The organism is Agrobacterium sp. rho-8.1 (assembly GCF_033957725.1).
Taxonomy (GTDB): Bacteria; Pseudomonadota; Alphaproteobacteria; order Rhizobiales; family Rhizobiaceae; genus Agrobacterium.
In genome coordinates, this window is the sequence record NZ_CP192788.1 from 1,401,466 (window position 1) to 1,414,685 (window position 13,220).

Genomic DNA, 13,220 nt, shown 5'->3' on the forward strand with positions numbered 1-13,220 from the left:
TTTCCGGAGAGACCAATGCTGAAATTTACTCAAGAACACGAGTGGCTGAAGATTGAAGGCGATGTCGCAACTGTTGGCATCACCACCCATGCCGCAGAACAGCTGGGCGATCTGGTCTTTGTGGAATTGCCGGAAGTCGGCGCGACCTTCTCCAAGGATGGAGATGCCGCAACCGTTGAAAGCGTCAAGGCAGCATCGGACGTCTATTGTCCGCTCGACGGCGAAATCACCGAAATCAATCAGGCGATCGTGGACGATCCGTCGCTGGTCAACTCCGATCCGCAGGGTGCCGGCTGGTTCTTCAAGCTCAAGCTTTCCAACACGTCTGACGCCGATGCGCTGCTGGATGAAGCCGCCTATAAGGAGCTTATTGCGTAATGACGACTCCCACAGAGTTCCATTTCACCGACTATCAGCCCTATGACTTTGCCAACCGGCGTCATATCGGGCCGTCTCCGTCGGAAATGACGGATATGTTGAAGGTCATCGGTTACAACAGCCTCGACGCCCTCATCGATGCGACCGTGCCCTCCTCCATTCGCCAGAAGGCGCCGCTCGCCTGGGGTGCTGCGCTGACGGAACGCGAGGCGCTGGACCGTCTCCGCGAAACCGCCAACAAGAACAAGGTTCTGACATCGCTCATCGGTCAGGGCTACTACGGCACCATCACGCCGCCGGTCATCCAGCGCAACATTCTGGAAAACCCTGCCTGGTACACCGCGTATACGCCGTACCAGCCGGAAATTTCTCAAGGCCGTCTTGAAGCGCTGTTGAATTTCCAGACCATGATTTCAGATCTCACCGGTCTGGACGTTGCAAACGCCTCGCTGCTCGATGAAGCAACGGCTGCTGCCGAAGCCATGGCGATGTGCCAGCGCGTTGCGAAGTCCAAGGCGACGGCCTTCTTCGTGGACGCCAACTGCCATCCGCAGACCATTGCGCTGATCGAAACGCGTGCCGCACCGCTGGGCTGGAATGTCATTGTCGGCAATCCCTTCACCGATCTCGATCCAGTCGACGTTTTCGGTGCCCTGTTCCAATATCCCGGAACGCACGGCCACGTGAACGACTTCACCGGACTGATTTCCCGACTGCACCAGACGGGTGCCATCGCTGCGGTCGCGACTGACCTTCTGGCGCTGACGCTCTTAAAATCCCCAGGCGAAATGAAGGCTGACATCGCCATTGGCTCCTCTCAGCGTTTCGGTGTTCCGGTTGGTTATGGCGGCCCACACGCGGCCTTCATGGCCGTCAAGGACGCGATCAAGCGCTCCATGCCTGGCCGTCTTGTCGGTGTGTCGGTGGATGCGCGCGGCAACCGTGCCTACCGCCTGTCGCTTCAGACACGCGAGCAGCATATCCGCCGCGAAAAAGCCACGTCCAACATCTGCACCGCGCAGGTGCTTCTCGCCGTCATGGCCTCCATGTATGGCGTGTTCCATGGCCCGCAGGGCATCAAGGCCATTGCTCAGCAGACCCATCAGAAGGCTGTGCTGATGGCCAAGGGGCTCGAAAAGCTGGGCTACGTGATCGAGCCTGAAACATTCTTCGACACGATTACCGTCGATGTTGGCCACATGCAGGGCGTCATTATGCGAGCGGCCGTTTCAGGAGGCGTGAACCTTCGCAAGATCGGCGCGACCAAGATCGGCATGAGTCTCGACGAGCGCACACGCCCCGCGACGCTCGAAGCCGTCTGGCGCGCCTTTGGCGGTAATTTCTCGATCTCGGATTTCGACCCGGAGTACCGCCTACCGAAGGATTTGTTGCGCACCAGCCAGTACATGACGCATCCGATCTTCCACATGAACCGCGCCGAAAGCGAGATGACCCGTTACATCCGCCGTCTTTCGGACCGCGATCTGGCGCTTGATCGCTCTATGATCCCGCTCGGCTCCTGCACCATGAAACTGAATGCGACAGCCGAAATGCTGCCGATCACATGGCCTGAGTTTTCGGATATTCACCCCTTCGTACCAGCCGATCAGGCGCTGGGTTACAAGGAAATGATCGATGATCTCTCTTCCAAGCTATGCGAAGTCACCGGTTACGACGCGTTCTCCATGCAGCCGAATTCCGGTGCGCAGGGCGAATATGCGGGTCTGCTGACCATTCGCAACTACCACCTCGCACGGGGTGACGCCCACCGTGATCTCTGCCTCATCCCGACATCCGCACACGGCACGAACCCTGCGTCGGCGCAGATGGTGGGCATGCGCGTTATCCCGGTGAAAGTGCTTGAAAACGGCGATATCGATATCGATGATTTCCGTGCAAAAGCAAAGCAGTACGCCGAAAACCTCTCATGCTGCATGATCACCTATCCTTCTACCCACGGCGTGTTTGAAGAGACCGTTCGCGAAATTTGCGATATCACTCACGAGCATGGCGGCCAGGTCTATCTCGACGGCGCGAATATGAACGCCATGGTCGGTCTGTCCCGTCCGGGCGATATCGGCTCTGATGTTTCCCACCTCAATCTGCACAAGACCTTCTGCATTCCGCATGGCGGCGGTGGTCCCGGCATGGGCCCCATCGGCGTCAAAGCCCATCTGGCGCCATACCTGCCCGGCCACCCTGCGAGCGATGGGCGCTCAGGCGCGGTCTCGGCGGCACCGTTCGGCTCGCCGTCGATCCTGCCGATCTCCTGGAGCTACTGCCTGATGATGGGCGGCGAAGGTTTGACGCAGGCGACCAAGGTCGCGATCCTGAACGCCAACTATATCGCGGCCAGGCTGAAGGGCGCTTACGATGTGCTTTACAAGTCCGAGGCCGGACGCGTGGCACATGAGTGCATCATCGACACACGCCCGCTGGCGGACAGCTGCGGCGTGACGGTGGACGATGTTGCCAAGCGCTTGATCGACTGCGGCTTCCACGCCCCGACCATGAGCTGGCCAGTTGCCGGTACGCTGATGATCGAGCCGACCGAATCCGAGCCAAAGGCCGAACTCGACCGCTTCTGCGATGCGATGCTGGCCATCCGTCGGGAAGCCCGCGACATTGAGGAAGGTCGGTCCGACAAGACCAACAATCCTCTGAAGAACGCACCTCACACCGTGGAAGATCTGGTCGGCGAGTGGGATCGTCCCTACTCTCGCGAACAGGCCTGCTATCCACCGGGTGCATTCCGCGTGGACAAATATTGGTCACCGGTTAACCGCGTCGACAACGTTTATGGCGACCGCAACCTCATCTGCACATGCCCGCCGATGAGCGAATACGCGGAAGCGGCGGAGTAACATTCACAGACACGAAAGGCCCGGAGAGATCCGGGCCTTTTCACTGAACGGCGACTGCCTGTCGTTAACGGGTCAGCTGAATATCCGCCGTGACCACCGTCGGTCCGCCAGCACCGTCTTTATCGGTGGTGCGCAAACGCAAGCCGTTGCTGCCAACCTTCGTAATCGTCATCGCTGCGACCCGGTCCCCATTGATGACGCGCTTCCAGGCGACCGAGAGATTGACGGAGTTGCCGCTGCGGCTGCCCGAAAGTGCCGAAGGTATTCCGGATGGACCGACATAGTTCCCCCGGTAGCGCGTCCCCGAGGCACTCAGATCGGCGGAAATCGCACGGCGAACGACCAACAGTCCGCGGCATGTTCCGTTCATTCGCAGGGTCGGGCCTGAAGCGGTCGAGTCGAAGGTGCAGGTGACGTTGATGGGTTTTGAGCCAATCTTCATCGTAACTGTGCCGGAACCTTTCCAGCTTCCTTTCAGCGAAGAAAGAAACTCGCTCTCGTCAGCCAATACCGGTGATGCCGCCAGCCCGGCCGCGAGTGCTACTATGGAAATCAGTTTGGCATTCATGCGCGTTTTCCTTGTTTGTGAAAATCGAACGCCCCACCGCAACGATAGTTCCTTTGCACCTGTCGTTATGCTCCATAAGCAACCTAAACCCGTTCCACGCGTTTCTCGCCAGCTTCGTCTCATCCCTTTCGGAGAGCCCTTCCATGACAACGCTGACAACGCCTCTCGCCGAAAGCGGACGCTCCTCCGGAGGTTCACAGAATGCAGGCCTATCAGACCGCTCTATTTTTGCGCTCGCTGCCCTCAATTTTTTCCTTGCGGATGCCCGTGACGGGCTTGGGCCGTTTCTGGATGCATTTCTTGCGACCAATGGATGGTCTGCCATGCAACTGGGCGTTATCGCCACGGTTGGTGGCCTCATCGGGCTCGCTGCCACGCCACTATGCGGCGCGCTCGTGGACGGATCGACGTGGAAACGGACCCTGATTGCTGTGCCGGTGGTGCTGGTCACGGTCGGTGCGCTGATCACGCTCATCTTTACAAACGAGGCTGTGGTCTGGACCGGGCAGATCATGACGGCGGTCGTTGGTGCCGTCGTCGGTCCGGCTCTTGCCGGTTTAACATTGGGTCTGGTTGGCGAACGGATGTTCTCCCAGCAGATTTCGCGCAACGAGTTCTGGAACCACGGCGGTAATTTTGTCTCGCTATTTGCGACCTACTTCGCTGTAACCGCCTTCGGCATTTCTGGCGTGATCGGACTTATGGTCGCAACCGCCATCGGCGCGCTTGCCGCCGTCGTGGCTATCGATCCCAAACGCATCGACCACAAGGTGGCGCGCGGCCTGGGCCATGACGAAGGCGAACCGGGACCATCCGGCTTCAAGGTCCTCTTCAAGGAGCGCGGCCTGATCTTTTTGTCCATCATCCTTTTGATTTTCCACTTCGGTAATGCGCCTATGGGACGGTTGATCGCGCAAAACTTCGCGATCGAGCTCAATACGCCCTTCCGCACGACCGCGATCATCACCGGTGTCGCACAATTTGCCATGATCTTCGTGGCGGCGCTCACCCCTTGGCTTATCCGGCGTTTCGGGCTTTCGGCGGTTTTTATCATCGCGCTCGCCGCTCTACCTATCCGTGGCCTGCTGGCGGCATCGTTCAGCGATTTCTGGGTAATCTATCCGGTCCAGTTGCTGGACGGCATCGGTGCCGGTCTTCTCGGCATCGCGACCCCTATTGCCGTCGAACGCATCTTGAAGGGTACCGGACGCTTCAACGTCGGGCTGGCCAGTGTCATGACGGTACAAGGCATCGGCGCTTCGCTCAGCAATGGCGTAGCCGGCTGGTTGACCACGGAAGGCGGTTACGCGCTATCCCACCTTGTTGGTGGCGGTGTTGCAGCCATCGCGATCGTTCTCTTCCTGATCTTCAGACACGATATAGCGCCCAGCCAGGAAGAAGCTGAAGCAAGGGTTTGATACGAAAAAAGGAAGCCGAGAGCTTCCTTTTTTCAGTCCATACATAGATGATCAGCCAACAAAAGCGCGTTCGATAACGAACTCCGCAGGCTTGTTGTTGGCACCTTCATTCAAACCTGCCTGCTCCAGAAGCGCCTTGGTATCCTTCAGCATGGCAGACGATCCGCAGATCATTCCCCGGTCAATGGCTGGGTCGAATGATGGCACACCGAGATCCGCAAACATCTTGCCATTCTCGATAAGGTCGGTGATGCGGCCCGTGAAAGCATAGTCCTCGCGCGTTACCGTTGCATAATGCTTCAGTTTATCGCCTACCAACTCGCTGAGGAACTCGTGGTTCTTGATTTCCTCGACCAGATCGAAGCCGTATTTCAGTTCTGCCACGTCACGGCACGTGTGGGTGAGGATGACGTCCTCGAACTTTTCATAGGTTTCAGGATCACGGATCAGGCTGGCGAAGGGCGCGATACCTGTTCCTGTCGAAAACATATAGAGGCGCTTGCCAGGCGTCAGAGCATCCAGAACCAGCGTGCCTGTCGGCTTCTTGCGCATCAGCACGGTGTCACCGGGCTTGATCTGCTGCAGATGTGAGGTCAAAGGGCCATCCGGCACCTTGATGGAGAAGAACTCCAGTTCCTCATCCCAGGCGGGACTAGCAATGGAATAGGCACGATAGACAGGCTTATCGCCAACCATCAGACCAATCATGGCGAATTCACCTGAACGGAAACGAAAGCCCGCAGGCCGCGTCATGCGAAAACGGAACAGGTGATCGGTATAATGCTCGACCGAAAGCACTGTTTCGGCGTAAACGCCATCGGGGATCTTCACAGCAAATTCTTCCGTCTTGGCTGGAGCGTTCATTCTCTATCCGTCCATTTCACGTGATGTGCAATATTTTCAGATGGGGCAATAAACCATCTGGACCTGCTTTTGAAGGCAAAGGATTGTCATTGGTGATATGCGCGCAGAAATATGTGTCAAAAAATCATGTTTCTGCGCAATATCTCAGACCGCTTTTTGACGACGCCAGCTATACGCCTCTCCACCCACCGAAGGTTTCGCCGTTGGCTGGTAATAGACATCGATAGCGGGCAGACGGTTTTCGGACAGACGACGGATTGCCGTCTCGTTCATGACCGCAAAGCTTGTAAAGCCGGTCCGCAGCATGAGCGGCACCTGATCGATCAATACGTCACCGACCGCCCGCAACTCGCCCTGATAGTTCAGGCGCGTTCGCAACAGAGATGCGTGGCTGAACCCACGACCATCGCTGAAAGCGGGAAAGCTGACCGCAACCAAAGCAATGCGATCGATGAAGGGACGCAGCTTTTCAACGTCGTCCGCCGGTGTCACGAGTACCCCAAGGCCGATATCATTGCTTTCCTCGGCACGCGAAATGAACGCGTCGAGGCCGAGAACCGGCTGTTGGCCATCCTGCGCCGTGACCTCTTCGGTCTCGATAACCCACGGATCGTTCTCCACGAAGCCGCTCTCGTTCCAGATTTTCGTCATCCTGCTGTTCCTTATGCGGCTGCGGCGGCTGCCGGATAGAGCGCTTCCTTGAAAGGCTGCGCACCGACGCGGCGATAGGCCTGAAGGAATGTCTCTTCTTTCGACAGGCGCAGGCCAAGGTAAGTATCGACAATGGTTTCCACCGCGTCCGTTACCTTCTCCGGCTCAAAACCGCGACCGATGATTTCACCGATGGACGAGTTTTCATCACCCGATCCACCCAGTGTGATCTGGTAGAGTTCGGCACCTTTCTTTTCCACACCGAGCAGACCGATATGGCCGACATGGTGGTGGCCGCAGGCGTTGATACAGCCGGAAATCTTGATCTTCAGCTCGCCAATTTCGGCCTGACGTTCCGGCGAACCAAAGCGATTCGAGATTTCCTGCGAGACTGGGATAGAGCGCGCATTGGCCAGCGCACAATAATCCAACCCCGGACAGGCAATGATATCGGTAATCAACCCGGCATTCGCCGTGGCGAGTCCTGACCCCAGGAGCGCTCTATAGACGGGTTCCAGATCGGCCAACGCCACATGCGGCAAAATGATATTCTGTTCATGGCTGATGCGGATTTCATCAAAAGCGTATTCTTCGGCTATATCGGCCATCAGATCCATCTGCGCGTCGGATGCGTCGCCGGGAATGCCGCCGATGGGCTTCAACGAAACCGTCACCATGCCGTAATCCGGGTTTTGATGCGGCTGGACGTTCTGGTCCACCCAGCGAGCAAAATCTGTATCTGCCTTTTTCCATCGAGCAAGGCTTTCCCACCCTTCGGGACGCGCCTTTAAATCCGGCAGGGCGAAGTAGGAGGTAATGGCCGCGATATCGGCATCCGGCAGTTTCAGCTCACCATTTTTCAGCTGGGCAAATTCCGCTTCTACCTGACGCGCTAGTTCCTCAGCGCCCGTCTCGTGAACAAGAATCTTGATTCGAGCCTTGTACTTGTTGTCTCGACGGCCATGCAGATTATAAACGCGCATGATGGCAGTCGTGTAAGACAGCAGATCTTCTTCGGGCAGGAAGTCGTTGATCTTTTTGGCGATCATCGGTGTTCTGCCCTGCCCGCCACCGACATAAACGGCAAAGCCAATCTCGCCCTTTTCGTTCTTCTTCAAATGCAAACCGATGTCATGCACCTGAATGGCAGCGCGATCCTTCTCTGCACCCGTAACGGCAATCTTGAACTTGCGTGGCAGGAAAGAGAATTCCGGGTGAACGGACGACCATTGACGCAGGATTTCCGCATAGGGACGCGGGTCTGCAACTTCATCGGCCGCAGCGCCGGCAAAGTGATCAGCCGTGACGTTGCGAATGCAATTGCCGGATGTCTGCAATGCGTGCATCTCAACGCTTGCCAGTTCAGCCAGAATATCTGGTGTATCGGCAAGGCGAGGCCAGTTGTATTGAATGTTCTGACGCGTCGTAAAGTGGCCGTAGCCACGGTCATATTTGCGAGCGATATGCGCCAACATCCGCATCTGTTTTGCATTCAGGGTACCGTAGGGAATGGCAACGCGCAGCATATAGGCATGCAGTTGCAGATAGACGCCGTTCATAAGGCGCAGCGGCTTGAAAGCGTCTTCCGCCAGCTCACCTGAAAGGCGTCGTTCCACCTGATCGCGGAATTGCTCCACGCGACCCTGAACAAAAGCGTGGTCGAACTCGTCGTAGCGGTACATGGTATTCCTCAGACTGCAATGAATGCCGCGTCGGCTGCCTTGAAGCCGTCGGCGTATGGAATTGTTGGGCCAGCAGCGCGGATGCGTTCACGCAGGCGTGTCGGCCACAACAGGCCGTTTTCTTCCGTCACGTCGACGATGTTGACATCCACCACCTTATTGGCAGAAAAATCGCGCTTGCCAATCTCTTCGAGCGAGGCTTCCGCCTCAGCGTGACGGGCAACGAGCGCCGACTGAAGATCTTCGTTCCAGACACCGTTCGCATCGAGCCATACGGCGATGCCGTCATCGAGACGGTTGGCTGTCAGAACCTTGTCAACCATTTGCATACTCCTGCTTTGGATCAGAAAGGGCATCGGCAGATGCCAGCGCTTCAGACCGTTCGAAATTTGCACCCGCGACCGCATCGCCGATGATAACCATGACAGGACCCGTCAATTCGTCGCGATGTTCCAGATCGGGTAGATCCTTCAGTGTCCCGTGCATAAGGCGGCGATAGGACCGGCTGGCATTTTCGATGACAGCAACCGTCGTATCTCCATTAAGGCCAGCATTCATCAGCCGTGTGGCAACAGATGCCGCGACCGAACGGCCCATATAGACCGCAATCGTCGCACCCGACACTGCCAGACGTGCCCAATCCGGCAGGATATCGCCCGCGAGATCATGACCGGTGGTAAAAATGAGCGAAGACGCAACGCCACGCAACGTCAGCGGCAATTCAAAATCGGCGGCAGCCGCAAACGCCGAGGTAATGCCCGGCACGATCTCGTAACCAATGCCAGCCTCCCGCAGCGCAGCCATTTCCTCGGCTGCACGACCGTAGACAAGCGGGTCGCCAGACTTGAGACGCACAACGCGCTTGCCCTCTTCACCCAACGTCACCAAAAGCCTGTTGATGTCGGACTGCGATTTCGAGTGGCAGCCCTTGCGCTTGCCAACGGAAAGACGCTCTGCATCGCGGCGGCCCATATTGACGATTTCCAGGGGTACCAATGCGTCGTAGACAATGACATCAGCCTGCATCAGAACGCGCTGGGCGCGCAATGTCAGCAAATCCTCGGCACCCGGACCCGCGCCGACTAGCCAGACGTAACCTTCGGGGCGCTCCGGCGACGCCAGCAGATGGGAAGCAGCACTATGCGCAGCATCGATATCGTTCAGCGCAACGGAGTCGGCGACGCTGCCAGAGAAGAAACGCCGCCAGAAGTTTCGACGCAGAGCACCCTTGGGGATATTCTGTTCGGCCGCATCCCGGTACTCGACCGCCAGACGGGCAAGCCGACCAAGGGATGGTGCCAGCATCTGATCGATCCGCGCGCGAACGATCTGACCCAAGACAGGCCCGGCACCTTCAGTACAGATGGCAACGGCAAGAGGCGCGCGGGACACGAGGCCAGGTGTATAGAAATCGCAATAGCCGGGCTGATCCACGGCATTTGCGGGAATAGATTTAGAACGCGCAGCATCGACAATCTGACGGTCGAGCGCTTCTTCACCGGTCGCAGCAAAAACGAGGACCATGCCATCAACGAGTTCCGGCGAGAAAGGCAGCGGGTGATGGGTCACCTCTCCTCGCCCGAGCAACGCCGCGTAATCATCCTGTGGCGCGTCGGCAAAAGCGCGAATATCGGCGCTGGTGTTGAGCAGAAGACGGACCTTCGCGAACGCCTCATCGCCATTTCCAAAAACCGCGACGGGACGCTTGTCCACCTTGAAAAAAGCAGGAAAAGTCGTAAGCCGATGGTCAGCTTTGTCTGGGGCGTTCGTAAGCATACCCATACTTATGTCCGATCAAGCGTCAGGATTGAAGGTACAGAAATTCCATTGCTATATTGCAGTAGATTTTTATTTCTCGGCAAGCGCTGATTTGGAGGAAAAGCGACCGATGGCGCGAATTCGTCACACTGTTGTAATTCCAACCATTTTCTACAAATTTTGTGCATTTTGCTGGCGTTTTTTGCTTCCGAATGCCCAATGATGAGGCTCCAATTGAACAGGAAAATACCTTGACTGAACACACGATCGCGTCTCGTCTTCTCGAGGTCATCGAGAACGACATTCTGCCACTGACCAAAAAGGGCGTCGCACTGGGTAATAAAGTCTTCGGCGCCGCCATATTGCGCAAATCAGACCTGTCGCTCGTGGTGGCGGAAACCAACAATGAGCTGGAAAACCCCTTGTGGCATGGTGAAGTCCACACGCTGAAGCGCTTTCATGAATTGGGCGAGAAGCCGGATCCGAAAGAGCTGATCTTTCTTTCCACCCATGAACCCTGCACAATGTGTATGTCAGCCATAACCTGGGCTGGGTTCGACAATTTCTATTCTTTCTTCAGCCATGAAGATTCGCGTGATGCCTTCGCTATCCCGCATGATCTGAAAATTCTGAAAGAAGTCTTCGGTCTTGAGCCAGGCGGCTACAGGCGCAGCAATGCTTTTTGGACTTCGTATTTCATCACCGATCTCGTTGAGACCGAAGAAGCGCAGCGCAAGATCTCTCTTAAGGAGCAGGTTGCCCGTATCAAGAAAACCTACGCAGACCTGTCGGTAAACTATCAGTCCTCCAAGGCTGAAAACGATATTCCGCTCAACTGAACCGCAGCAGAAAGCAGCCAGCATATGGAACCCTCGAAGGATATTTCCCGTCTCATCGAGATAATGGAGGCATTGCGACAACCCGAAACGGGGTGCCCTTGGGATATCGTGCAGACGTTTGAGACGATAAAGCCCTATACGGTCGAGGAGGCCTACGAGGTCGCCGACGCCATAGAGCGTAACGATTTGGATGATCTGTGCGAAGAGCTTGGTGACCTGTTGTTGCAAGTGGTGTTTCATTCCCGCATTGCCGAGGAAATGGGTGCGTTTACGTTTGGCGACGTCGTTGAGGCCGTAACCTCGAAAATGATCCGCCGCCATCCGCATGTGTTTGCTGCATCTGAGGCAGATACGCAGGAATCCGTTAAAATCCAATGGAATGTCATCAAGGCTGAGGAGAAGCGGGAACGTGCCGAGCGTCGTGCGGCTCGCGGAATGACCGAGGATTTCAAAGCCGGGCTATTGGGATCAATCCAGCGGACGCAGCCATCTTTGACAGAAGCGTTGAAGCTTCAGGAACAGGCGGCACAGGTTGGCTTCGACTGGTCCGCACCAGAGCCCATCCTCGATAAAATCGAAGAGGAAATCGGAGAACTGCGAGAAGCTCTGGCATCGGGGAAACCAGAGAAGGTATCGGATGAACTGGGCGATCTGATATTCGCGCTCGTCAATATCGGTCGTCACGTCAAGACTGACGCGGAAAATGCCTTGCGCGGCACCAACACCAAGTTCCGCCGTCGCTTCCACCACATCGAGACGTCGTTAAGCAAAAGTGGTGAAACCATGGAAGCGGCAACGCTGGAGCGGATGGAGGAACTATGGCAATCGGCAAAGGCTATTGAGCGCCAGATTGAGACGTAGGTCGCCTATCAACTCGCGTGCCGTACATCTTGCGGACGCGCGGCATCCCCCTCGCTGTAAACAGTCATCCGGTCCCGACCGGCAGCTTTCGATGCGTAGAGCGCTGTGTCGGCACGTTTCATCAGAGCCAGCGGAGAACAGCTTTTGCCCTCGCAAACGGCAACCCCCATGCTGAGTGTTGCGACGACTTTCTGGTCTTCTATGGAATGCTTGATCGAACTGACCACCTGCCGAATAGTTTCGGCAAAAGTTATTGCGTCGGCGTCGTCCTTTGCAGGAATATAGAGGATGAACTCCTCTCCACCGAAACGCGCGAAGCTTTCATTCGGACGAATTCGGTTCGACAATTCTTGAGCGACCCGGATCAGGATCTCGTCGCCTGCCAGGTGTCCAAAGCCGTCATTGATGCGCTTGAAGTGATCGATGTCGATCATCACAATTGCATCGCCTTGGCGCATCAGGTCTGGAAGGCGGGAGGAAAACGACCGCCTGTTCGGAACGCCCGTCAGGACATCGAGACCGACCAGTCGCTTCAGGCCCTCCTCGGCACGTTCCTTCACCAATGCCAGAACGAAGACAGCAATGGCAAAGTGGCAAAGGATGGAGATGAAGAAAGCGTTCCGTGGGGAGACATATGCAATGCTGGGAAAAAGAATACCGATGGCAATCAAGACACTGAGAAACGAAGCAAAAATGATCGTTCCCGCCAGCGCTTTTCGAACCGGAAGAGGCTCAACAACCCGATCCGCAAAAACGGTGAAGGCTGCGGCGAACAGCAGCGATGCTGCCGTCGTTTGAAAGACAATCGTACGGATTTCAGTCGAGTTGTAGCCGCCTGTAACAAAGAGGGTTATACAGACGGTGACGGGCAAGCATAACATGAACCACTCGCGGCGCCTCAGGCGCTGCCTGCTGATTCTGCACATACCAATCCAGAAGATGGAATATCCGACCAACCCGGCAAAGTTACCGGCTAAGGATAAGACATTGGTGTAATCCGCGAAAATCTTGCCGATTCCGAGCAGTGTCGTTGCCATCGCGACCAGAAAGAAACCCGCAGCCAGAAAACCGAGCCCCACGCTTTCACGCGACTGGGAACGTACGTACAAAAAGCAAAGCCCAGCCACAAAGAAGGACAGCTTGTGGAGCAGCATAACGGTGTTGAGATCTAAAGCTTGCATATTCATCAGCTCGTGCGAACGAGACAATGATATCGCATGGATTTCATTACGAAAGTCTAACTAAATAGTGGTGATTGATGAGATGATACACTTATCAGAGTTTGATCATAAACTCTAGAATAGTGAATATTATCAATCCCAACCGGAAATTAGATC

The 13,220-nt window shown here is 56.2% G+C and carries 12 protein-coding genes; 5 read left to right on the forward strand and 7 right to left on the reverse strand.

The window, feature by feature from the left end; translation table 11 throughout:
• Positions 1-15: 15 nt before the first annotated feature.
• Complete coding sequence (gene gcvH / locus RMR21_RS07090; RefSeq protein ID WP_498669954.1) at positions 16-378, forward strand: glycine cleavage system protein GcvH; 363 nt, start codon at positions 16-18, stop codon at positions 376-378.
• Positions 378-3,242: an aminomethyl-transferring glycine dehydrogenase gene (gene gcvP / locus RMR21_RS07095; protein WP_498669955.1), complete on the forward strand. Its 2,865-nt coding sequence runs from the start codon at positions 378-380 to the stop codon at positions 3,240-3,242. The genes gcvH and gcvP overlap by 1 nt, the downstream gene beginning before the upstream one ends.
• A 64-nt stretch (positions 3,243-3,306) precedes the next feature.
• Here gcvP and RMR21_RS07100 read toward each other — a convergent pair whose 3' ends face one another.
• Positions 3,307-3,810, reverse strand: coding sequence for a hypothetical protein (locus RMR21_RS07100; protein WP_498669956.1), 504 nt, complete (start codon positions 3,808-3,810; stop codon positions 3,307-3,309).
• A gap of 143 nt (positions 3,811-3,953) precedes the next feature.
• Here RMR21_RS07100 and RMR21_RS07105 point away from each other — a divergent pair, with 143 nt between their 5' ends.
• On the forward strand, positions 3,954-5,228 hold the full coding sequence (locus tag RMR21_RS07105; protein ID WP_498669957.1) for an MFS transporter: 1,275 nt from the start codon (positions 3,954-3,956) through the stop codon (positions 5,226-5,228).
• Positions 5,229-5,279: 51 nt separating this feature from the next.
• Here the strand turns inward: RMR21_RS07105 and RMR21_RS07110 are convergent, their stop codons facing one another.
• The 5 genes from RMR21_RS07110 to cysG form a co-directional block, all read right to left on the reverse strand.
• Positions 5,280-6,092: a ferredoxin--NADP reductase gene (locus RMR21_RS07110; protein WP_498669958.1), complete on the reverse strand. Its 813-nt coding sequence runs from the start codon at positions 6,090-6,092 to the stop codon at positions 5,280-5,282.
• Between the two features lie 144 nt (positions 6,093-6,236).
• On the reverse strand, positions 6,237-6,743 hold the full coding sequence (locus RMR21_RS07115) for a DUF934 domain-containing protein (RefSeq protein ID WP_498669959.1): 507 nt from the start codon (positions 6,741-6,743) through the stop codon (positions 6,237-6,239).
• Positions 6,744-6,754: 11 nt separating this feature from the next.
• Entirely contained in the window at positions 6,755-8,425 is a 1,671-nt protein-coding gene (locus RMR21_RS07120) for a nitrite/sulfite reductase (protein ID WP_498669960.1), read from the reverse strand.
• Positions 8,426-8,433: 8 nt separating this feature from the next.
• Complete coding sequence (locus tag RMR21_RS07125) at positions 8,434-8,748, reverse strand: DUF2849 domain-containing protein (protein WP_174153213.1); 315 nt, start codon at positions 8,746-8,748, stop codon at positions 8,434-8,436.
• Positions 8,741-10,201 (reverse strand): siroheme synthase CysG, encoded by a 1,461-nt coding sequence (gene cysG / locus RMR21_RS07130; RefSeq protein ID WP_498670102.1) that lies wholly within the window; start codon positions 10,199-10,201, stop codon positions 8,741-8,743. Before cysG ends, RMR21_RS07125 begins: the two co-directional genes overlap by 8 nt.
• A 233-nt stretch (positions 10,202-10,434) precedes the next feature.
• On the opposite strand from cysG, the gene RMR21_RS07135 reads away from it, so the two are divergent.
• Together RMR21_RS07135 and mazG are read left to right on the forward strand one after the other, a co-directional pair.
• Positions 10,435-11,022, forward strand: a complete 588-nt coding sequence (locus RMR21_RS07135; protein WP_498669961.1) for a tRNA-specific adenosine deaminase — start codon at positions 10,435-10,437, stop codon at positions 11,020-11,022.
• Between the two features lie 24 nt (positions 11,023-11,046).
• Complete coding sequence (gene mazG, locus RMR21_RS07140; protein WP_498669963.1) at positions 11,047-11,883, forward strand: nucleoside triphosphate pyrophosphohydrolase; 837 nt, start codon at positions 11,047-11,049, stop codon at positions 11,881-11,883.
• Between the two features lie 8 nt (positions 11,884-11,891).
• On the opposite strand, the gene RMR21_RS07145 is transcribed toward mazG, so the two are convergent.
• Positions 11,892-13,064 (reverse strand): GGDEF domain-containing protein, encoded by a 1,173-nt coding sequence (locus RMR21_RS07145; RefSeq protein ID WP_498669964.1) that lies wholly within the window; start codon positions 13,062-13,064, stop codon positions 11,892-11,894.
• Positions 13,065-13,220 lie beyond the last annotated feature (156 nt).

What these genes read in the sequence shown, in the direction of transcription:
- gcvP (WP_498669955.1), top strand. Translation starts at nt 378, where the DNA reads ATGACGACTCCCACAGAGTTCCATTTCACCGACTATCAGCCCTATGAC.
- RMR21_RS07145 (WP_498669964.1), bottom strand. Translation starts at nt 13,064, where the DNA reads ATGCAAGCTTTAGATCTCAACACCGTTATGCTGCTCCACAAGCTGTCC.
- RMR21_RS07115 (WP_498669959.1), bottom strand. Translation starts at nt 6,743, where the DNA reads ATGACGAAAATCTGGAACGAGAGCGGCTTCGTGGAGAACGATCCGTGG.
- cysG (WP_498670102.1), bottom strand. Translation starts at nt 10,201, where the DNA reads ATGCTTACGAACGCCCCAGACAAAGCTGACCATCGGCTTACGACTTTT.
- RMR21_RS07125 (WP_174153213.1), bottom strand. Translation starts at nt 8,748, where the DNA reads ATGGTTGACAAGGTTCTGACAGCCAACCGTCTCGATGACGGCATCGCC.
- RMR21_RS07100 (WP_498669956.1), bottom strand. Translation starts at nt 3,810, where the DNA reads ATGAATGCCAAACTGATTTCCATAGTAGCACTCGCGGCCGGGCTGGCG.
- gcvH (WP_498669954.1), top strand. Translation starts at nt 16, where the DNA reads ATGCTGAAATTTACTCAAGAACACGAGTGGCTGAAGATTGAAGGCGAT.
- RMR21_RS07120 (WP_498669960.1), bottom strand. Translation starts at nt 8,425, where the DNA reads ATGTACCGCTACGACGAGTTCGACCACGCTTTTGTTCAGGGTCGCGTG.
- RMR21_RS07110 (WP_498669958.1), bottom strand. Translation starts at nt 6,092, where the DNA reads ATGAACGCTCCAGCCAAGACGGAAGAATTTGCTGTGAAGATCCCCGAT.
- mazG (WP_498669963.1), top strand. Translation starts at nt 11,047, where the DNA reads ATGGAACCCTCGAAGGATATTTCCCGTCTCATCGAGATAATGGAGGCA.
- RMR21_RS07105 (WP_498669957.1), top strand. Translation starts at nt 3,954, where the DNA reads ATGACAACGCTGACAACGCCTCTCGCCGAAAGCGGACGCTCCTCCGGA.